The organism is Pedobacter sp. ok626 (genome assembly GCF_900100435.1).
Taxonomy (GTDB): Bacteria; Bacteroidota; Bacteroidia; order Sphingobacteriales; family Sphingobacteriaceae; genus Pedobacter.
Map to the genome: position 1 here is coordinate 13,578 of NZ_FNEX01000004.1, position 21,616 is coordinate 35,193.

General features: G+C 40.7%; 13 protein-coding genes. 11 read left to right on the forward strand and 2 right to left on the reverse strand.

Going from position 1 to position 21,616, the window contains the following annotated elements; translation table 11 throughout:
• Window positions 1–119 precede the first annotated feature (119 nt).
• The 5 genes from BLS35_RS06495 to BLS35_RS06515 all read left to right on the forward strand — a co-directional run bounded on the left by BLS35_RS06495 (window position 120) and on the right by BLS35_RS06515 (window position 8,939).
• Entirely contained in the window at window positions 120–662 is a 543-nt protein-coding gene (locus BLS35_RS06495) for an RNA polymerase sigma factor (RefSeq protein ID WP_090779030.1), read from the forward strand.
• A gap of 43 nt (window positions 663–705) precedes the next feature.
• Entirely contained in the window at window positions 706–1,830 is a 1,125-nt protein-coding gene (locus BLS35_RS06500) for a FecR family protein (protein ID WP_090779032.1), read from the forward strand.
• Window positions 1,831–1,906: 76 nt separating this feature from the next.
• Entirely contained in the window at window positions 1,907–5,239 is a 3,333-nt protein-coding gene (locus tag BLS35_RS06505; RefSeq protein ID WP_090779033.1) for a TonB-dependent receptor, read from the forward strand.
• Window positions 5,240–5,250: 11 nt separating this feature from the next.
• Complete coding sequence (locus tag BLS35_RS06510; RefSeq protein ID WP_090779035.1) at window positions 5,251–6,933, forward strand: RagB/SusD family nutrient uptake outer membrane protein; 1,683 nt, start codon at window positions 5,251–5,253, stop codon at window positions 6,931–6,933.
• Between the two features lie 2 nt (window positions 6,934–6,935).
• Window positions 6,936–8,939 (forward strand): FAD-dependent oxidoreductase, encoded by a 2,004-nt coding sequence (locus BLS35_RS06515; RefSeq protein WP_090779037.1) that lies wholly within the window; start codon window positions 6,936–6,938, stop codon window positions 8,937–8,939.
• Between the two features lie 65 nt (window positions 8,940–9,004).
• Here the strand turns inward: BLS35_RS06515 and hepC are convergent, their stop codons facing one another.
• Entirely contained in the window at window positions 9,005–10,981 is a 1,977-nt protein-coding gene (gene hepC, locus BLS35_RS06520) for a heparin-sulfate lyase HepC (RefSeq protein WP_090779039.1), read from the reverse strand.
• A 3-nt stretch (window positions 10,982–10,984) separates the two neighbouring features.
• Window positions 10,985–12,193: a glycoside hydrolase family 88 protein gene (locus BLS35_RS06525; RefSeq protein WP_090779719.1), complete on the reverse strand. Its 1,209-nt coding sequence runs from the start codon at window positions 12,191–12,193 to the stop codon at window positions 10,985–10,987.
• Window positions 12,194–12,477: 284 nt separating this feature from the next.
• Between BLS35_RS06525 and BLS35_RS06530 the strand changes: the two genes are divergently transcribed.
• From BLS35_RS06530 to BLS35_RS06555, 6 genes are all read left to right on the forward strand, one after another.
• Entirely contained in the window at window positions 12,478–12,813 is a 336-nt protein-coding gene (locus BLS35_RS06530) for a hypothetical protein (RefSeq protein WP_090779041.1), read from the forward strand.
• Window positions 12,814–12,948: 135 nt separating this feature from the next.
• Window positions 12,949–13,545, forward strand: a complete 597-nt coding sequence (locus BLS35_RS06535) for an RNA polymerase sigma factor (protein WP_090779043.1) — start codon at window positions 12,949–12,951, stop codon at window positions 13,543–13,545.
• A gap of 57 nt (window positions 13,546–13,602) precedes the next feature.
• Window positions 13,603–14,529, forward strand: coding sequence for a FecR family protein (locus tag BLS35_RS06540; RefSeq protein ID WP_090779045.1), 927 nt, complete (start codon window positions 13,603–13,605; stop codon window positions 14,527–14,529).
• 121 nt (window positions 14,530–14,650) lie between these two features.
• A complete protein-coding gene (locus BLS35_RS06545) occupies window positions 14,651–18,139 on the forward strand; it encodes a SusC/RagA family TonB-linked outer membrane protein (RefSeq protein ID WP_254778709.1) in 3,489 nt (1,162 codons plus the stop codon).
• A 34-nt stretch (window positions 18,140–18,173) separates the two neighbouring features.
• On the forward strand, window positions 18,174–19,706 hold the full coding sequence (locus tag BLS35_RS06550) for a SusD/RagB family nutrient-binding outer membrane lipoprotein (protein ID WP_090779048.1): 1,533 nt from the start codon (window positions 18,174–18,176) through the stop codon (window positions 19,704–19,706).
• A gap of 6 nt (window positions 19,707–19,712) precedes the next feature.
• Window positions 19,713–21,563 (forward strand): alkaline phosphatase, encoded by a 1,851-nt coding sequence (locus tag BLS35_RS06555; RefSeq protein ID WP_090779051.1) that lies wholly within the window; start codon window positions 19,713–19,715, stop codon window positions 21,561–21,563.
• The last annotated feature ends 53 nt before the right edge of the window (window positions 21,564–21,616 follow it).

Sequence of the window (21,616 nt, forward strand, 5' to 3'; positions counted from 1 at the left end):
TAAATAATAGCTATAGGGAGGTGCGCTATTGTGTGTGTTTTTTTTGAAATTTGGTTTTGCGTGTTATATAATTATTAGCTTTATATATTCAGAACCTAAATAACCTACTTGATTGTAGCATGGAAAACGAAGACCAAATATTACTGGATCAACTTAAAAGCGGGGACTACTCTGCTTATGAGCTGATTTTTAAGAAATATTATAAGGCACTTTCCGTTAAAGCATATTTCATGCTCGAGGACGATATGGAGGCCGAGGATCTGGTGCAGAACCTGTTTATTTCCATCTGGCAAAATAACCTTTTTTTCTCTGTCAATACCTCTGTAAAAGCCTATTTGCTTCGTTCAGCCCACAATCGTTGCTTAACAGTGCTCAGAGATAAGAAAACTGCTGAACGTAGGCTCAATAGATATACAGAAGAACAAAACTGGCAGGACGAAGAGGATCAGGAAACGGTTCCGCAAAATGATTACGAAAAAAAGTTTGAGCTAATATTTGGCCAATTACCATCCCAGCGCCAAAAGGCATTTAAGCTGGTGTACCTGGAAGATAAAAAGTATAAGGAAGCAGCGGAGGAAATGGGCCTGTCTGTAAACTCCATAAAAACCCATTTAAAACTGGCAGTAAAGGCCTTGCAAAAAAAACTTATCAATTTTAAATGAAATATTCACCTGATAATCGCTTAATTGCGTCTAATGTGTAGTAATGGAGTACAACGAGGAATATATACAAGGTCTTTTATTTGAAAAGATAGCAGGAACGATCTCTAAAGAGGATAACCTCGTTGCTGAGCATGCCATTTCAAACGATGCCGAACTGCGAAGATTTTGGGAAGTACTGGAAGCCAAAATGGGAAGCGCTAAAGGAACTGCATTCTTATCCGGATTGAGTGCGGATGAGGCTTGGGATAAAACAGCCACAAGCCTGCATCAAAAACCAGGCTCGGTTTTCAGCAGAAACAGATGGGCATTAACTGCTGTGGCTGCAATACTGACCATTGTACTTCCCCTGGCATGGTATTTCAATTCCACAAAACAAGGACTTTCAAACATTGAGGAGCAGGAATTTAAAGAGGTATATCTTAAAACTGACAATGGAAAAGCTGTAGATCTTTCGAATAACAAGAGAATTAAATTAGGCCAAACTCAAATCAACGCAAAACAAAAGGAGTTAAGCTACGCATCTGATAATGCCGATAGTAAAGAATGGGCTACGATTTTTGTTCCGGTTACAAAAGACTATAAGATTAAATTATCAGATGGTACTACTGTGTGGATGAATGCAGCATCTAGTCTGCGTTTTCCTTTCCAATTTGGAAGACAAACAAGAGAGGTTTATTTAACAGGAGAGGCGTATTTCGAAGTAGCAAAGAACAAGCAGCAAGAATTTATTGTACATACCTCCTATGCTGATGTTCATGTGCACGGAACCTCTTTTAATGTGAATGCCTATACCGCTCGAAACTTCAGCACTGCACTTGTCGAGGGGTCTGTATCCGCGAAAAAAGACAGTCAGGTTATCAAATTAAAACCAGGAGAGGAAGCAACAATAGGAAAAGACAATCTGGAGGTCAAAATATTTGATCCACAAGAAGTGCTTTCCTGGCGAAATGGGACCTATTCCTTCCATAATCAATCATTATCCCAGATCTCGCAGGTCTTAACCCGCTGGTTTGATGTAAAAGTCGCATGGCAGAACCAACGAGTCTCCGAACAAACTTTTACCGGCGAAATTGATAAAAACCTGCCCCTGGATGTAGTGATCAATAATTTAAAAATTACTTCAGGAATGCAAGCAGACCTTAAAAATGGAATACTGACCTTTAGGTAATTCTTTTTTTAAATACTTTTCACCCATTCGGGTAAAAGCTGCGTCTTAGAGCAAACCTTATATAAACTTTAGATGTATGCTTAAAAAACTAACCCGATTAGGCTGGCTATCACTGCCAGCTATTTTTATGGTGATGATCTTAATGCCTGTCAGCGCAAGTACCCAGGGCGTCAGTAAGATCAGCCTCAAAGGCAAAAACATTACCATTGCCACTTTATTTAAAACCATTAAGAAACAAACTGGTTTAACCGTATTTTACAGTAATAAACTGCTGGACGACACTGAAAAGATCTCTGTCGACTTTAATGGGGCTGACCTTGCCGAAGTGATGAAAGTAGCACTCAAGGGTAAAGGACTGAGCTGGCTGGTTAAAGAAAAATACATTGTATTGCAAAAAACAGCTTCACCGGCTATTCCTGCAGATCACAAAGCAGACCAGGGGACAGTTGATAATACCCGTCAAAAAATTGGGGGAATTGTAACCGATGATGCTGGAATACCAATGGCAGGGGTAGGTGTAAAAGTGAAAGAAACCAACGTGGGAACCGTTACAGACCAGAAGGGACGTTACTCAATTGAAGCCAAAAGTGGCAACACTCTGCTATTTTCCTATATTGGTTATACCGCTCAGGAAATCCTTCTAGGTAATCAGAGCAGTATCAATGTAAAAATGCAGGCTGATGATACTGATCTAACCGAGGTTGTGGTAGTTGGATATGGAACGCAGAAAAAAGTAAACCTAACTGGTGCTGTTTCTATGGTTTCAGGAAAGGATCTGGCGGCGCGTCCGATGGGGCAAACCTCTGCTGCGCTGCAAGGTATGGCGCCTGGTGTTACCATCAGACAAAGTTCGGGCAGGCCCGGTGGTGATGGTGGGCAAATTCGCATACGTGGGATAGGTACCATGGGCAATGCCGATCCATTAGTCATCATCGATGGAATCGAGGGTTCAATCAACAATATAGATCCAAATTTAATAGAATCCATTTCTATCCTTAAAGATGCCGCTTCTTCGTCCATCTATGGGTCCAGGGCTGCAAATGGCGTGGTCTTAGTGACAACAAAAAGGGCAAGCGCCGATCAGGTCAGTATCTCTTACAACAACTATATTGGCTGGCAGGATGCAACGAATTTGCCGAAGCTGGTAAACGCGCTGGATTATATGCTGTTAATCAACGAAGCATACGCCAATACCGGTAGAACCCCCCTTTATGCCAATACGCTGATCGACAAGTACCGCGAGCAGAACGGACGTAGTTCAGATCTTTATCCAAATACCGACTGGCAAAAAGAAACATTAACAGGTTCCGGATTACAACAAAGCCATTTTCTAACCATCCAGGGTGGCACGCAAAAGGTAAAATTACTGGGCTCTTTCGGGCTTCTCGACCAGAAAGGGATCATTGAAAACTCAAATTTCAAACGATACACCATTCGTAACAATGCCGACATCACTTTTTCTGATAAACTAAAAGCCAGAGTTGACCTTCAATTCGTAAATACCATCACTACCGAACCTGCGTCAACCTCGGATCCTAATACTTCAGCCTCCGGCGAGATCTTCCAGTGGATGAATGGAATTCCTGCAAATCAGATTGGCATTACTGAAAATGGCCAGTGGGGAGTGGGCTGGAACGGTGTCAATCCCATATCAGCAAGCAGAGATGGAGGCACAAACAGGCTGAGAGCACCATTTGGCAGCATTAACGCCACTTTAAATTATAAACCCGTAGAGTGGTTGGAGGCAGAGGCAGCCTATTCACCCAAATATGCACTTTCATCAGCCAAAAATTTCCGGAAAGCGATCCAGTCCTATTTACCCAATGGCACACGTAGTTTCCTTACTCCGGCATTAACCTCATTAACACAAAAGCAAGTCCAATCGTTTTTTAACAATATACGTGCAACCATTACAGCAAGCAAGCGTTTTGGTGATCACGATTTAAAATTTTTAATCGGTGGATCTCGGGAAGATTATTATGCCGAGTCACTAAATGGCTATCGCGATACCTATATACTTCCAGAGTATCCAGTGCTTAACACTGGTTCAGCTTTAAATCAAACTGCAACTGGTGATGCCGAAGAATGGGCACTGCAATCACTCTTCAGCAGGTTTAATTATACCTATAAAGGAAAATATCTATTCGAGGTCAATGCACGTTACGATGGCTCATCCCGCTTTTCAGCCGGCAATAAATACGGATTTTTCCCATCTGCATCAGCAGGATGGAGAATTTCAGAAGAAAACTTTTTCAGTGGATTAAAAAACACCATTAACGAAGCCAAACTAAGGCTTTCCTGGGGTAGGCTCGGTAATCAACTTATCGGTACCTATCCCTCCACCACTGCGCTGGAATTGGAATCTACTACCTTGGGTAAACAGATCGTAAATACGGCAATATTAAACAAGATGGCCAATAAGAATATTTCCTGGGAGGCTACTGAAGAAAAGAATATCGGTATTGATTTAACCCTTTTCAATAATTTGAGCATCACTGCCGATTATTATCAAAGGCGTACCAGGGATATACTTCTGGAGCTTGATGTCCCACTCACCATTGGTCTGAAAGCACCCTTTCAAAATGCTGGAGTTGTTGACAATAAGGGCTGGGAACTGGGCATAGTTTATAAAGGGAAGGTTAAAGACTTCAATTATAACGTGAGTTTCAATGTATCTGATGTAAAAAATACCGTAATTGATATGAAAGGCATCAACGAGGCCGGCAAGCTACAGGTAAACCGAGAGGGTTATTCAATCGGCTCACTTTTTGGTTACGAAGCACAAGGTTTTTTTACATCTGATGCAGAAGTTGCCGCTCACGCTAAACAATTTGGTGCTGTTAAAGCAGGCGACATCAAATACAAAGATCAAAATGGCGATGGCCTGATTACCGAAAGTGATAAGATCATTATAGGTAGTGTTATTCCCAGATTTACTTTTGCTTCCAATATTGGCGCATCCTACAAAGGCATCGATTTTTCTATGTTGATACAAGGCGTAGGTAAAGCGAATGGTTATGTGAATGGGCCTGGTGTTTTACCCTTTAATGTAGGCGGAGCACTTGGTGGAACGATCCGCGAGGAAAATAAAGATCGTTGGTCGCCAGAGAACCCGGGTGCAAAATATCCGCGACTCGCTTTTGGTGAATCTAATAATGAGCAGGCTTCCAGTTTCTGGATGAGAGATGCGTCTTATTTGCGTATTAAAAATATCCAGATCGGTTACACCCTGCCAGCTAGTGTGATCAAAAAGCTAAGCATCAACCGCCTCAGGGTATTTGCAAATGGCTCAAACGTGGCCTCGTTCGACCGCTTTCTTAATGGTTACGACGTAGAAGCACCAATTGGTTCAGGAAGTGTCTATCCCCAGGTTAAACTATATAGCTTTGGTTTAGAGGCTACATTTTAAATACGAAACAGATGAAAACAAATATATACCTTATTATACTGGCCGCTGTCTTAATAACAGTTGCGCCTTCATGCCAAAAAGGATATCTGGATAAAAGTCCTTTGTCAGGTCCCGCAGATGATACTTTTTTCACCAATCAGGATGAACTTATATTGGCTGTTAACGGCTTGTATAAATATGTAAGTAATCCACCGCTTGATGGCATGCCACTCAATCTTACTATAGATGATGGAACAGATATCGGTTGGGACCGTAACAATAGCCCCTTGCAGAGTATAGGGAAAGGTAACCACGACAGTAACAATGGTTATGCATTGAATATCTGGAGAGACTCCTATAAAGTAATTGCAAAATGCAATTTCATTTTGGATAATCTTGACAAAGTAAAGGACAAAACTACTCCCGCCATATTTAACCGTTCCAAAGCGGAAGCTCGTTTCATCCGGGCCTATACCTATCAATATCTTATCGATTACTTTGGTGGCGTACCATTGGTTACTAAAATGTTAACCCTCGAAGAAGCTAAGATTCCTAAAACTTCAAAAGCTGAACTGGTCGATTTTATTATGAAAGAGCTAACTGAAGCAGCTCCGGATTTGCCGAATAGCTACACCGGAGCTGATGTTGGCAGGGCAACAAAAGGAGCAGCGCTATCCATTAAAGCCCGCTCCGCACTAAACAATGGGAAGTGGCAGGATGCCGCTGATGCTGCTAAAGCAGTCATGGATCTGAAAATCTATAGTCTGCATAACGATTTTGGTGCTTTGTTTAGTTATGCAGGACAGAATTCGAATGAGATCATCTGGGCATTTCAATATCTTCGCGCCTCAAAAACCAAAACCCATTCTACCCCAACAGCTCTTTTATCGAGGAACGGACAAGGGTTTTCAAACAAAGTACCCTCACAATCACTTGTAGACGCATATCCATGCACAGATGGATTGAATATTGATGAGTCACCACTTTTTGATCCTAAAGTTCCGTATAAAAACAGAGATCCCAGGCTTGGATTTACCATTGCATTGCCCGGATCAATATATTTCAACTATCAGTTTGAAACACATAGAGACAGTTTAAAATGCTGGAATTACGATACAACACCAGCAACACGGGTCGACAATCAGGAAGCCATTAACGCCTTTGCTACATTTACCGGATATTGCTGGCGAAAATATGTAGACCTGGCCGATAAGATAGACCGCTCCAATTCGGAACTGAATGTAATACAGATTCGGTATGCTGAAATCCTGCTAATTTATGCCGAAGCAAAAAACGAGCTCAATCAATTAGATCAGTCGGCCTATGACGCTATTAACCTGGTAAGGCAGCGGCCAAGTGTAAACATGCCGGCTATTACATTGGGTAAAACGCCAGCTGAGTTTCGCAGTTTAGTTCGTAAAGAACGCCTTTATGAACTGGCTATGGAAGGTTTCAGACAAACAGATCTCCGCAGATGGAATATTGCTGAGAAAGCAATGACTGGAAACTTCTACGGAAGGGTACAAAGAGGTTTGCTTGCTGCCGCACCACAAATAGACGAAAACGGTCTGGCCGATTATTCTGCGGTACCAAATCGTGCTGATTTGAGGGTCATAGAAATACGTACTTTCAATAGCGAACGAGATTATCTATGGCCAATTCCTAATATAGAAGTGGTGACCAATACTAAATTAATTCAAAACCCTAAATACTAGTTATGAAAAATATTCTTCTTTACTTGCTGATACCCATTCTGATCGGCTTATCGCTGCAGCCTTCACTAGCCCAGCAACCCAATAAGAAAGATTATGATATCTGTATCTATGGAGGAACTTCTTCTGGTGTAATTGCAGCCTATACAGCAGCAAAGCTTGGAAAAACCGTATTGTTAATTGAGCCTGGAAAACACCTTGGTGGAATGAGTTCCGGTGGTCTCGGCCTTACCGACATAGGTAATAAATACGCCATCAGTGGCCTTGCACTTGATTTCTACAGAAGAATAGGTCAGCATTATGGCAAATTTGAGCAATGGGTGTTTGAGCCTCATGTCGCCGAAAATCTCTTTCTTGAATATATTAAAAGCGCTAAAGTAGAAGTTTTGTACCAGAACCGTTTAGTGTCGGTTACCAGGAATGGTACCCTGATCAGCGAAATAGCACTCGAGAGTACGAACAAAGCTACACCAAATAACAGGGTTAAAGCCAAAATGTTTATCGATTGTTCCTATGAAGGAGATTTGATGGCAAAGGCAGGCGTTTCTTATACTGTGGGGCGGGAGGCAAATGACTTGTACAAGGAAACTTTTAATGGCGTTCAGTTCATGAAGGGGCATCAGATGCTTGAGGGGATAGACCCTTACAAAACTCCTGGGGATGCTTCAAGCGGATTGCTTTGGGGTATTAACACTGGTGTTTTGGAAAAAGACGGAACAGGAGATAAAAAAGTTCAGGCTTATAACTTTCGGATCTGCTTAACTAATAATAAGGAAAACCTGATACCCATTACCAAGCCAGAGCACTATCAACCAGAAAAATATGAGTTGTTACTGCGGCAAATGGAAAAAAGACCTTGGAAATCCCTGCAAGATGGTTTCATATGGAGTGGCATGCCAAATGGAAAAACCGATATCAACAACAGGAACGGCTTCTCTACGGATATGATTGGAATGAACTGGGAGTACCCTGATGCAGATTACCAGAAAAGAGCCGAGATCTGGAAGGCGCATGTTGATTATACCAAAGGCCTGTTGTATTTTGTAGGTAATGATCCTCGGGTTGATGCACACATCAGATCAGAGCTCAATCAATGGGGTTACCCTAAAGATGAGTATACTGATATGGGGAACTGGTCACACCAGCTTTATGTCAGAGAAGCCAGGAGAATGAAAGGGGAATTGGTGATGACACAACACCATTGTCAGGGTAGAGAAACAGTAACAGATGGCGTAGGTATGGCGGCATATACAATGGATTCACACAATTGTGACCGACTGGTTGTCAATGGAATGGTGAAAAATGAAGGGAATGTAGAGGAGGGCGGTTTTGGGCCCTATCCGATTTCCTACCGTGCAATTGTTCCAAAGGAAACTGAGGTAACTAACTTATTGGTGCCGGTTTGTCTTTCTGCCAGTCATATCGCTTACGGCTCTATACGTATGGAGCCTGTTTTTATGGTGCTTGGTCAATCGGCGGCGTTGGCTGCAGTGCAGGCAATTGATCAGAAACTGTCGGTACAAAAGGTTGATGTGGCAAAGGTTCAGGCACAGCTAAAAGCAAATCCTCTTGCGGATGGAAGTCTGCCGGAAATTCTGGTAGACAATAGCGATGTACTAAAGGTGGAGAAAAAAGGAGATTGGGCTATCCATAAATCTGGTGGGTACGGTCCTGATTATTTTATCGCAGACACGGTTTCTTCGGATCCCAAATCAATTAAATACAAACCTGAAGTTTTAAAAAAGGGAAAGTATGAACTATATATCTATTACCCGAAGTTGAAAAATGCAGCAGCATTAACGCTTGTTCATGTTAATGACGGAACTGGGATTAAAGAAGTGTTGATAAAGGATACTGAAGTTAAGGTTGTTGGTCAAACTTCTGGTGAGTGGGTTAGCTTGGGTACTTATTCCCTCGATGCAGGAAGAAAGGCTTATGTTGAAATTTTGGCTAAGGGATCGGATGGAGCTGTAGTGGCGGACGCCTTATTGCTTGTGCCGGCAAAGTAAAGGATATATTTCTATAATGAAGAAAGGCAACCAATAGGGTTGCCTTTCTTCATTTATAAGTGTTGTTAATTCAGCGTTGTCTTAATGTCTTGTTTTTTTTCATTAATGATCAGGCTAATGTTGATGTTGCCTTTTTCGAAATCATTACCAGCGTTTTCTTTAATGCTGATGCTTGGTGCTTTCTCCCCATGATAAGGGTAAACGATGCTCACAAAATTTTGTGTCTTATCATCCTTTTTAAGCTTTTCAAATGCAAAAGCAGGTCTGGATAGTTCCTTGTTGTAAACATAAGATACTTTACCTTCCTCTTCAGTAAGTGTTATCTTATCACTATTTAGTGATTGGATTAATAAATTGTTTCCATCTCCGTATGTAGTGTAAACCCTGTTTTTTGATTGGTCGACAACTGGTTTGCTATCTTCTTTCAATTGCCAGTGTACGCCCAGATTTCCAGTAGCTTTGCCGATTGCACGATCAATAACTAGAAAGTATTTCTGGTTGATGAAAAGTACACTACGCTGATGATTAAGTTCAGCATAACTAGGGTTGGTATAAGTAAGGATATCCAGGTTTTTCCCGGTTTCCCATTTGTTTTGTTGTGCCTTGGTAATCACCATATTTTGGTTATCAAGTGTAAGCGTGCTATGAATACGCGTTTGGCGGTACCAGTTTCTTTGTTTCATAATGGCATCGTCTCCACTGTATACAAATACGCCAGCATCGGGTGTAAAGTTTCTGCCTTTTACAAAAAGCTCGAAAGTTCCATTATCTGGCTGGGCATGAAATTCTCCCGGAGGGCTAGACTTTAACACCATAACGGTTGCATTTTTATCCCATCCAGTTCTAAATGTATAAAAGCCAGAATTGCTCAATGCATTAGATAAAAAGTTTGGAGCCTGACCTTCTTTACCATCTGTAGCAAAGAACTTGATCGCTTTGTTTGCCGGAAAAACTTTACTCCAACTTGCAAACTGACTCATTCTGAATTTTTTATCGGTAAGCCATGAATCACCAAACATAGGCGTGTTGTAATCTGGTAAAGTAATGCTGATCACGGCCATAATCATGTTTTCCACAGTTTGCACATAAGATTGTGGAAATTCTTTTTCCAGGTTAACACGCTGTGCAGAGCTATAAGCTTTTAAGAATATATCAATGGCAGCAACATGGTAAATCGGCGAAAGCTCAAACTGCATTCCATCTGCATACACTTGTTTTTTAATTTCGGTGTTTAATACAGTGATACCAGTTTGTCTCCATCTTTGGGAATTTTTAAATTCAGGAAATGACACACCAGCGAATAAGGTGCGTTGCGCTTCAAATAAACGATGGTTTCCTTTTTCGGCAAAATTTTCAGATAAATAATCCGCCTGTTGATGGTAGCTTTTTAAAAACTCCATTAAAAAGGCAGGACTGAAATTAGGAGAATTTACAAATAAACTAAAAGTTGGAGGTAAACTTTGAACCCTGTCCGAAACTTCAAGCGGGCGCCATACAAACCTATCGTTATCCTTTGATAAACCCAATGGGTTTTTTCTTGCCCAATCGCTGTATTGGTATATCCATTCTTTAGCATATTTTTCATCGGCTGTGGCATGATAAACCAAGGCCAGCGCTTGCCACCATTTTACACGGTGTAACTGCCAGCGTACTTCATTGTCTTTTACCGGCCACATTTGCCAATTGATATCCTGGCCATAATCGAAGTAGCCATATCCCTTGTGGGGTTGAAACTGGTGGAATAAAGCTTTGTCTGCCATTTCTTGTGTAGCCTTGTCAATAGGCTTACTTAAATCGGCAGGCTTTTCAGAGTTGCTGAAATCAGGTGCTTTAGCCTTGCTTTTTTTTCTGTAATAACTTAGCAATTCTTTAGCGGCATCCTCGTATTTACCAGTCGTAAAAAGCTGATTTGTTTTTTCAAGGCCCGGATAGGAGAGGTTGATGTTGTCAAAGCTTACTCTTGTAAGGTCTGTTTCTTGCGCGTGAACCCCTATATAACATAATGTTAAAATAGTGAATAGAACAATTCCTTTTTTTTTCATCTTTTAAATTTTTGAAAGATCTATTTTTTTGATGTTGGCATATCTTTTCAAAGCTTCCAGGTAATAATAGTCAGCATAATCCAGAGGGGTGTCGATTTCAGAATTGTAAAGGAAAGCACCTACACTGTGTTTTAAGATAAATAAACCATTTGTACCTGGTTTGGCCAAATAAGCTGGCGAAGATAGACTTTTGAGTATGGCTTCTGCATAGTCCATATATTTTTTGCCATCCTTTACCTGAGTACTTAAATCCAGCAACGCTGATGCAATAACAGCTGCGGCTGAAGCATCTCTAGGGGCACGTTCATCCACATCCAGCGCATTGTGCACATCAAAATCCCAAACCGGAATTTTATCCTTAGGCATACGTGGATGATTCATGATAAAAGCAGCAACCAATTCTGCCTGATCAAGGAATTTTTGATCCTTGGTGTTTTCATAACACATGGTATAGCCGTAAAGTCCCCAGGCTTGTCCTCGTGCCCATGCCGATTCGTCAGTAAGGCCTTGGTGTGTCGCCTTACGTAGGATCTTTCCAGTTTCAGGATCATAATCCACCACATGGTACGAGCTATGGTCATTTCTGTAATGGTTTTTCATGGTTGTAATGGCATGGGTATTTGCTGCCTGTGCATATTCAGGTTTGTTGAATTCTTTTGCGCCCCAGTATAGATACTCAAGGTTGATCATATTATCAATGATTACCGGGAAATGCCATTGTGGGAAATCCCATGAGCGTATAGCGCCAACTTTAGGATTAAACCTGGCAAAAAGATTTTTTGCGCCATCGGCTAATGCAGGTAAATAAGTTTTATCACCAGTAATGCGATAAGCATTTCCGTATGAGCAATACAACATAAAACCTAAATCATGGGTATGTGTAAGGTAGCGGACAGAATCCAAAGCCAGGGTAAAACGTTTTGCCTTTTCTGCTAGTTTTTTGTCTCCGGTAAGCTCATAGCCATACCATAATGAACCTGGAAAAAAGCCAGTAGTCCAATCTTTATAAGGAGCAAGTCTTACAGTGCCATCTGGATTCACCGAACGGGGATTTTGACCAGGTTTGTAGGTCTTTGACGCTTTATTTAATTGGTAGCTAATTACATTAGTACTATTCTTTAACCACTTCAAAGATGTGTCTTGCCCGGATTGTGCAAAACTGGTTAAAGCAAGGGTGGAGGCTGCTAAAAGCATGCTGAAAGTTTTTCTCATCATTCAATCTTTTGTTATTACAGATCTAATTCTTTATAATAGTGAAGGTAGGGGAGAATGAGACAACGGACTTTCGAATATCTCCAGAAATAGTTTGAAATTGATGAATTTTACTTGTGGAGCTTATTTTTTGATCGTAAATCAATATCTTTCAGCTGACGTTATTAGATTTCTATGGTAAACTATAGTATAGTTGTTGCGGCAGGTGTAGTAATTTAAATAGAAGTATAGGGGGACAAAACTCCAATCATTAAACATAAATTAAACGATATAAAATAGTAATTATGAAAAAAGTAGCATTGTTATTCGGATTGATGTTGGCGGCAAGTACAATTTTTGCTCAAGACAAACCTAAAAGTATGAAATTACGAAGAGATTCAGTTTTTACTGTGATGAAGCTTAGTGATGAAAATAAACAAAAAATGCACGATGCGATATCTGAAAGTAGTAAAGCACAAAAGGCAATTAAAGAAGATGCAACATTAACTGACGAACAAAGAAAGGGAAAAGTTACCGCTGTCAGGAAAGAAATGGCTGCTAAAGAAAAAGAAATCATGACGCCTGAGCAAGCTCAAATTTGGAAGGATTTTAACATATCGATAAGAAAACCTAAGCAATAATAATATTGGTCCATCCTGGATTAAATAGAGATCGAATAAGGCGGTCCTTATCTACAAAAATATTCTTGTAGGTAAGGACCGTCTTATTTTTTTGATCTTAACCTTGGCTTAACAACTGACTTCTACCTTTGAAGCATGTATAATGCCATTGATACTGATGATAATTTACTTCTTGGTTTAAGAAAAGGAGATCAGTCGGCCTTTAAGGTTTTATATGAGCGGTACTGGAAAGAAGTTTACAATATGGTATACCGCAGAATACATGATGAAGAGGCCACTAAGGATATTGTTCAGAACATTTTTGTAAATCTCTGGACTTCTAGAAAAGCTATTACTATCGAAAGTACCCTTGCTCCGTATTTAAATACTGCGGCAAAAAATAGAACCATTAGTTTTTACAAAAAGAACCTGGCCGACTTTTCCAGGAACAACATTTTTCAGGATGATCAGTTGCAACATTCCATAGAGCATAACCTAGAAGCAAATGAACTGAAAGCGTTCTTTAATAAGGAAATTGAGGAAATGCCGGATACTATGCGAAAGGCATTTGTGCTGAGCAGGGAGGAAAATAAGTCAATTCGTGAAATTGCTTCCGAGCTTTCCTTATCCGAACAAACCATAAAAAACAACATTTCTCAGGCATTGGAAAGACTCAAAAAGAAAACAAAAAAATTCTATTCTGACCCCACAAACCTCGCCGCGCTATTTACAATTGCCTTAACAAAACTTTAACCTATACATAACCCGCGCTTAAAGTACTTTTTGACTTTGGCGATGATGAGTTAGTATATGGGTAAGACAAACAGCCGCTTTAAAAAAGACGTAGACCAACGGGCCATAACCTGGTTCCATCAGACAGATGACAAGCTCCCCTTTGATGCTTTCGGAGATATAGATAAAGAAAACAGAATCAAAGATGAAATCTTCGATCAGATTTATCAGAAAGTAAATCAACATAAAAGCTTTAAACTATTTTTTATAAGGGCTGCAGCAGCAATCTTACTCATAGCTTCAATTGGTATTGCCTTATATAGATCTGGCAGTAAACCCGAGGTAAACAGAAATGAGACCTGGACTACTTATAACAGCAAAGCTGGCGAGACCAAAACCATAACACTCACAGACCGGTCAGTGATAACTTTGCGCCCCGGAACAAAGTTACATGTACCTGCAACATTTACGCGGGGCAGCAGGCGTATGGTGAAACTGGAGGGTGGCGAAGCTTACTTTTCCATTGCAAGAAATCCTAAACGCCCTTTTATTGTCCAATCCGGGCAGATTTCAACTCAGGTATTGGGTACAGCATTCAACATTAAAAACAAAGCGGATTTAACCGAGGTTGAAGTAGCTGTTTCACATGGTAAAGTGCAGGTAAGCGACAAAAACCATGGTCTGGCTTACCTAACCAAAGGGAAACTCATCAGGTTTAATACCAAATCAGGCGCCTTTAAACTGGATAGCATCAATACCAACTATGTAGCTGCATGGAACAAATCAACAATGGAGCTTAACAATGTATCCTTTAAAGAACTCGCTTATATTTTTAGCAGCTGTTATGGCACAGAACTTCTGGCGCCTGATGCAGAGATCGCAGAACTGAGATACACCTTCACGATCAATAAAACGGATAATGCGCAGCGCATCTTAAAAATCGCAGCAAAAATTCACGGACTTCATACAAGAACTGAAAATGGAAAGATAATACTGTATAGGTAAAAAAGAAGCTGCTGTTACTGGAACTAACAGCAACCTCTATATAGGATGCCAAGGGCATCGCTATTAAAAAGTCAATCACTCAACATTTTAATCAAAAATAGAAAAACAATATTATATACTGATGAAAAAAATTATACATACTGTATTAAAGACATCAACTGTAATGAGCTTCTGTGTACTATTCCTCTTTTTAACCACAGGTCAGCTTTATGCAAAAAACTTATTCAGTCTGGGTATTTTAAAACAAAGGATCTCTATTTCCTTTGATAAAGAAAACCTGGAAACAGCCATTCAAAAAATTAAAAACAAAACGGGACTGAATTTCGCCTATGATCCAACTTCACTTAACCTTAAAAAAGCCGGGGTTAGCAGTATCGCCTTTAGAGATGAACCATTGGAGTATGTTTTACACAAGTTGTTAACACCATACGCCATTTCGTACCAGGAGTATGAGAATTCAATTGTACTCGCAAAAAGTAAAAACATTACAGGTGTGGTAACTGATGCCAGTACAAAATCAACCATTCCTGGTGTAAGTATTAGGGTAAAAGGTAGTACCCAAGGTACGGTATCAGATAGCAAAGGACATTATCAATTGACGGTTCCTGATGAAAATGCAGTATTGGTGTTTGCTTTCGTAGGCTATGCATCTAAAGAAATTACTGTGGGCGACCGTCAAGTGATTAATGTTGCTTTGTCTGAAAACGACAATAAGCTGAATGAGGTGATGGTTACAGCATTGGGAATTACCCGGGAGGCAAAATCGATAGGTTTTTCTGCTCAAAAAGTAGATGGAAATCTGTTACAGGAATCACATGAAACCAACCTATTGAATACGCTTAGCGGTAGAGTAGCTGGTGTGCAAATCACCAATTCATCGGGTGGGGTAGGCGCTTCTGCGAATATCCAGATCCGTGGACAAAACTTCGTAAGTGGTTATAATTACAACAACTCTCCTCTTTTTGTGGTGGATGGAGTGCCGGTAAGTAACAACAACGAACAATCTACCCGTGCTTATACAGGCAGACAGGATTACAACAATCCGAACTTAACGAATGGCGAAGGCGAGGTGGATTATGGTAATGCCGCCGGAGAGATTGATCCCAATGATATCGAATCGATTACTGTATTAAAAGGGCCGAATGCTGCGGCATTATACGGATCAAGAGCCGCGAACGGGGTAGTCCTGATTACCACCAAATCTGGTAAAGGCACTAAAGGTGTTGGTATCTCTTTTAACTCACAGGCAAGCTTTGAGTCGCCGTTAAAATTGCCTGATTATCAATACCAATATGGTCAGGGTCGCGATGGTCAGTATGCCTATGTAGATGGAATGGGCGGTGGTACCAATGATAACATCATGGAAAACTGGGGACCTGCAATGAATGGGCAATTGATCCCGCAGTTCGATTCGCCAATTGATCCCATTACAGGAAAACGTGTTCCTACACCCTTTGTGGCTTATCCCAATCAATTGAAAGACTTCTTTATTACCGGTCAAACCTATACCAATAACTTATCTATTGCCAGCAGCAACGATAAATTGAATTTCCGTTTATCGTATACCAATGCCGAGCAAACGGGTATTGTGGAAAATACAGGCTTAAGTCGTAATACCTTAGGTTTAAATGCGGGATACAACATTACCCAAAAACTGAAAGTTGATGTAAACATGAATTACATCAATACAGCCAGTGACAACAGGACCAGTTACGGGGCTAAAAATGATGATGCGATCATGAAAATTTTCCTTTACATGCCCCGAAATGTGAACGTAGAGAGTTTGAAAAATTATTGGCAGCCAGGTTCCTCAAATACTTTGCAAAATACGCCGATTTATAGTCCAAATGGTTCAAGGTTGAACAATCCTTACTTTGTAGCCCAGGAAAACCTGAATGGTAACAACCGCGACAGGGTGTATGGCAATGTAAAGTTGAGTTACGATTTTATGCCGAACTTAAAACTAATGGTAAGAACGGGTCGTGATTTTTATAACGACAAGCGTACCATGAGACATGCCACTTCTACGGCGCAATTTGTAAATGGATATTATCAGGAGGATGATGTCTATTTCCTGGAAACCAACCATGATTTCTTACTATCATACGATACTAAATTCAGTAGTGATTTTAGCTTTAACGCAAATGCAGGCGGTAACTTGCTTACCCAGAAATCTAAACGACTAGGTGCTATTGCAGGCAGGTTGGCCATTCCTAATGTATACAACTTATCCAACAATGCCATTCCAATCGTAGCTGGTAATACGTATCAGGAGAAAAAGATCAACTCCATTTATGCGACTACGCAATTGGGTTATAAAAACGTTGTGTTTTTAGATTTAACAGGTAGAAATGACTGGTCTAGTGCTTTACCAAAAAAGAACAATTCTTATTTCTACCCATCCGCATCATTGAGTGTGGTGGCTTCAGAGTTGTTTAATCTGACCAGTCCGGTTGTAAGCTTTTTGAAATTAAGAGGAAGTGTATCTTCTGTACGTAGGGATTTAGAGCCTTACCAAACAGCTTCAAACTTCCAGATTTCGCAGGGTTGGAATGGTGAAACCGTAGCGGTTCATAATAACAATTACCCGAATGCGGATATCCGTCCGGAAAAAGTAGACTCTTATGAATTTGGTTTTGATTCCCGCTTTTTAAATAACCGCATCGGTTTGGATGTGACCTATTATAAAAGTACCACGACTGACCTGATTATCCCTGTCACCTTAAACCCTTCTGCAGGTTACGATACTAAGCTGATGAATGTGGGTAAAATGAATAACCAGGGACTAGAGGTGATGCTTAATGCAACTCCGGTTAAACTCAGGGATTTTAGTTGGGATATGTCAGTCAACTTTGCCATGAATCGCAATAAAGTAATTTCTCTGGCCGAAAACATTGGGATCTCCCGTATTCGTCAATTAGAGCGTTGGGCGTCATTGGAATTACGTACCCTAAATACCAAAGGTGATGGCTCTTTTGGCTCTTTATATGGTGACTACCTGATTTACAATAATGCAGGTTTAACACATAAAAACGGTTTGCCACAAGAAGAAAATGGCGACTGGGCTTTCATTGGTAATGTAAATCCTGATTACACTGCCGGAATTACCAATAACTTTAGGTACAAAAAACTATCGTTAAGTGTGTTGTTTAGCATGCAAAAAGGTGGCGTAGTACATTCACGTACTTATATAGAAGGTATTAATGCAGGTAGTTTAAAAGAATCTTTGGTAAACCGTGATGCGAATGGTGCTGGAAATATGATTGGCGGTGGTACGGATATCGATACGGGTAATCCAAACTCGACCGAAGTAACGGTAAGAAACTACTGGCGCGCTTATTATAACAACGATGCCATTGCAACTTTTGATGCTTCTTACGTAAAATTAAGAGAGGTAAAGCTAAGTTATGCGCTACCAACGTCATTGTTGCGAAAAATAGCCGTAAAAACAGGCTCTATCTCTGCTGTAGGACGTAACCTTTTACTTTGGTCGGATGTACCTAACATTGATCCTGAGGTTTCTGCTTATGATGGTCAATTCCAAGGCGTAGAGGCCATGTCACTCCCTTCGTTGAGAAGCATTGGTTTTGCGCTTAATCTTAATTTCTAATCCTTTTAAATCAAATTCTATAAACATATAGCAAATGAAGAAGTTCTCTATAATAACCGGTGCGATGCTTTTGTTGCTCAGCTCCTGCGGAAAGTTTGAAGAAATCAATGTGAACCCTAACAATCCGGCTACGGTTCCTGCAGAAATGCTGTTACCGCCAATTATTGCTAGTGCGGCAAATGCCATGAATGGTAGTGGTACACGTGCAGGGCAATATGTACAACACCTGGCCTGGCTGGGTGGTACCAGTGAAGAAGACGGGCGATACAACCTAACCGGAGCCTCTTTCCGCGAAGAATGGAATGGTCCGATGCGTTTAATCAAGGATGTGAACCAGCTGAAGGAGATCGGTACTAAAAGTAATCTGCCACAATATGTAGCTGTAGCCCATGTCCTTAAAGTGTATATTCTTTCCTTAATGACCGATGCTTATGGTGATATCCCTTATGATGAAGCCGGAATGGGTAACCTGAGCGGAATGGAATTTGCTCATTTTCAAGCGCAACAGGATGTTTATGGGCTGATGCTAAGAGATCTGGAATCCGCAAATCAACAATTCAAAAGTCTGCCTGCAGGAACTACAGTAAAACGGGATATTCTTTTTAATGGTAGCATCAATCGCTGGAGGAAATTTGCCAATTCGCTTAAAGTGAGAATTCTGATGAGGCAATCGGCAAAGATCGATGTTAAAGCATCGGTAGCAGCCATTTTTAACAATCCAACAGAGTTTCCTGTTTTTGAAGGAAACAGCGATCAGGCAACATTAGTTTATAACAACGGTACAGATTTGTATTATTGGTTTATTCAGAATCCTCCGGCTGATGGTAGTGGGGTCGATTTTGGCGGCAATACCAGGGTGAGCGATGTAATGGTAAACTTATTGAAAAGCAAGAATGATCCAAGGCTAACCATCTTTGCTGCACCAACCAAAAATTCTTATCTCGCTAATGTAGCAAATGCAGCTAAACCCTTAGAATACAGAGGTCAGCGTGCCGGATTGAGCAATGCTGAACAGAAAGCTGATTATACTAATACAGGATTGAATAAGGATGACTACTCTGTAATAGGTAAGAGAATTCGAAAAGAAAACCGCGCTTTTCTGATGACATATACAGAGTTGATGTTGTTGAAAGCAGAAGCTATTCAGCGTAACATGGGCGTTAGTGGAACAGCTGCAGATGTTTACCTGGCAGGAGTTAAGGCTTCGCTGGAAAAATGGCCTGCAGTAGGTTCGGCAACAGCGACTGAGACTCCATTTATCTCTGAAGCGCAGAAAAAGGCCTATTTGGATCAGCCATTGGCGGCACTTTCTCCCACAAATTCATTACAGCAAATTGCCGAGCAATTATGGATAGATGCTTATCTGAACGGTTTTGAAGGATGGGCAGGATGGAGAAGAGTGGGATACCCACAATTGGTTCCTGGTCCCTCGGTTTTATCTCCAATACCTGTTCGTTATGTATATTCAGATAATGAGCAGAACAATCCAAACCTGATTCTTTGGGTTCAAGAGCATATGGGCGGTAAAATGCCGACACACAACACTAAAGTTTGGTTTCAACCTTAACAGAAGATGAATAGTAAAAGAACAAATACATTACGTGCAGCAATTTTTTGCTTGATGATACTGGGCGCAGGTACTACTACCTTTGCTCAACAATATGAGGTAGGCAAAAATGCCCATTCTCACAATGATTACCTACAGAGTCAGCCCTTTTATGCAGCGCATGGCAATCATTTTGCTTCTATGGAGATTGATGTTTTTCTGGAAGGAAATGAGTTATATGTTGCGCATCGCAAGAATGAGATCGATCCTAAACAGACCATTGAAAGCTTATATATAGAACCGCTGCTAAGACAAATTAAGCTAAACGGCAACAACAAAGCGTATAAAGATGGTGGTAAACTACAGTTTATGATCGACTTAAAAACTGCTGGTGAACCTACTTTAAGATGTCTGGAAGCTAAGTTGAAACCCATCCGTCAGTATTTTGATGTGAAGAACAATCCTGATGCGATAAAGCTGGTGATTAGTGGAGCTGCACCGACTGCAGATAGGTTTAAAGATTTTGATGAGATCTTTTTCTTTGACGGGAACCGAAATACTGCTTATACTGCAGAGCAGTTAAAAAGAGTAGCTTTTTTTAGTGCAAGCTTTCAGCAGTTTAGTAAATGGAATGGTTTAGGTAGAATGGTGGCACCGGATTCATTGAAGACAAAAAACTTTGTCGACTCGGTACATCGTATTGGAAAACCGGTACGTTTCTGGGGCAACCCGGATACCAAAACCTGCTGGCAGGCTTTTATTAAAATGGGCGTTGATTATTTGAATACGGACTCGCCGGCAGAAATGGCCAAGTTTCTGAACAATTATCCAAGTAATAACTATACCGCAAAGTCAAAGCACAGCATTTATCAACCTACCTATAAGAGTGATAACGGGAAGGCTAAGCCTAAAAATGTGATTTTGCTGATCAGCGATGGATCTGGCTTCTCTTCTTTTTGGGCTGCGGCAACTGCTAACGGTGGATATTTGAATGCAACGAACATCAAACATGTGGGCTTTTCAAATACTTCGGCGGCTAATGATTATACCACCGATTCTGCGGCAGGCGGTAGTGCCATGTCGATAGGTGAAAAAACCAATAATCGTTATATTGGTATGGATGCCAATGGCAAGGAAGTACCCAATTTACCTGAGCGACTGGCTAAAATAGGCGTTCGTTCAGGAATTGTGAGTAATGACCGGGTAACAGGTGCTACGCCTGCAACTTTTTTTGCGCATAGAACAGAGCGAGATCAAAGTGATAGCATTGCCGCTGATCTGAGCAGAAGTCCTGCCGAATTAGTGATTGCTGGCTATCATGATGCTTTTGGTGCGAATAATAATGCCATATTAAACAGTGTTAAAGCTGCAGGCTTTGAGGTGTATAAAGGTGTTGGTAACATCCCTAAAGAAGAGAAAAGTAAAAAAATACTTTGTTTTGATACCGATCGGGCTGAAGATAATTACAGGATGATTGAACATGCTTTTGATAAAAGCGTAGAACTCCTGTCTGCTGACAATAAGAAGGGGTTCTTTCTGATGATTGAAGGTGCGAAAATTGATCATGGCGGCCATAGTAATAAGCTTAATATCTCTATTGATGAATACCTGAGCTTTGACAGAGTGGTTGGTAAAGCATTGCAGTTTGCCGATAAAAATGGCGAAACCTTAGTTATTATCACTTCAGATCATGAAACTGGCGGTTTGATTGTATTAGATGGCAATTATAAAACGGGGACAGTAGTGAGTACTTATACAACCACCGACCATACTGGTTTGCCTGTACCTTTATTGAGTTATGGCCCTGGTGCCGATAGGTTTACAGGATTTCTACAAAATTTCGAAATTCCGAATAAGGTTTTTGAGTTGTTAAAGTAAGAGTTAGGTTCTTACCTGTTTATCAAAGGGAGCCATATAAAAATATGGGCTCC

Bases quoted from the DNA above. Each gene is read 5' to 3' on its own strand.
- BLS35_RS06495 (WP_090779030.1), top strand. From the start codon at position 120: ATGGAAAACGAAGACCAAATATTACTGGATCAACTTAAAAGCGGGGAC.
- BLS35_RS06500 (WP_090779032.1), top strand. From the start codon at position 706: ATGGAGTACAACGAGGAATATATACAAGGTCTTTTATTTGAAAAGATA.
- BLS35_RS06505 (WP_090779033.1), top strand. From the start codon at position 1,907: ATGCTTAAAAAACTAACCCGATTAGGCTGGCTATCACTGCCAGCTATT.
- BLS35_RS06510 (WP_090779035.1), top strand. From the start codon at position 5,251: ATGAAAACAAATATATACCTTATTATACTGGCCGCTGTCTTAATAACA.
- BLS35_RS06515 (WP_090779037.1), top strand. From the start codon at position 6,936: ATGAAAAATATTCTTCTTTACTTGCTGATACCCATTCTGATCGGCTTA.
- hepC (WP_090779039.1), bottom strand. From the start codon at position 10,981: ATGAAAAAAAAAGGAATTGTTCTATTCACTATTTTAACATTATGTTAT.
- BLS35_RS06525 (WP_090779719.1), bottom strand. From the start codon at position 12,193: ATGAGAAAAACTTTCAGCATGCTTTTAGCAGCCTCCACCCTTGCTTTA.
- BLS35_RS06530 (WP_090779041.1), top strand. From the start codon at position 12,478: ATGAAAAAAGTAGCATTGTTATTCGGATTGATGTTGGCGGCAAGTACA.
- BLS35_RS06535 (WP_090779043.1), top strand. From the start codon at position 12,949: ATGTATAATGCCATTGATACTGATGATAATTTACTTCTTGGTTTAAGA.
- BLS35_RS06540 (WP_090779045.1), top strand. From the start codon at position 13,603: ATGGGTAAGACAAACAGCCGCTTTAAAAAAGACGTAGACCAACGGGCC.
- BLS35_RS06545 (WP_254778709.1), top strand. From the start codon at position 14,651: ATGAAAAAAATTATACATACTGTATTAAAGACATCAACTGTAATGAGC.
- BLS35_RS06550 (WP_090779048.1), top strand. From the start codon at position 18,174: ATGAAGAAGTTCTCTATAATAACCGGTGCGATGCTTTTGTTGCTCAGC.
- BLS35_RS06555 (WP_090779051.1), top strand. From the start codon at position 19,713: ATGAATAGTAAAAGAACAAATACATTACGTGCAGCAATTTTTTGCTTG.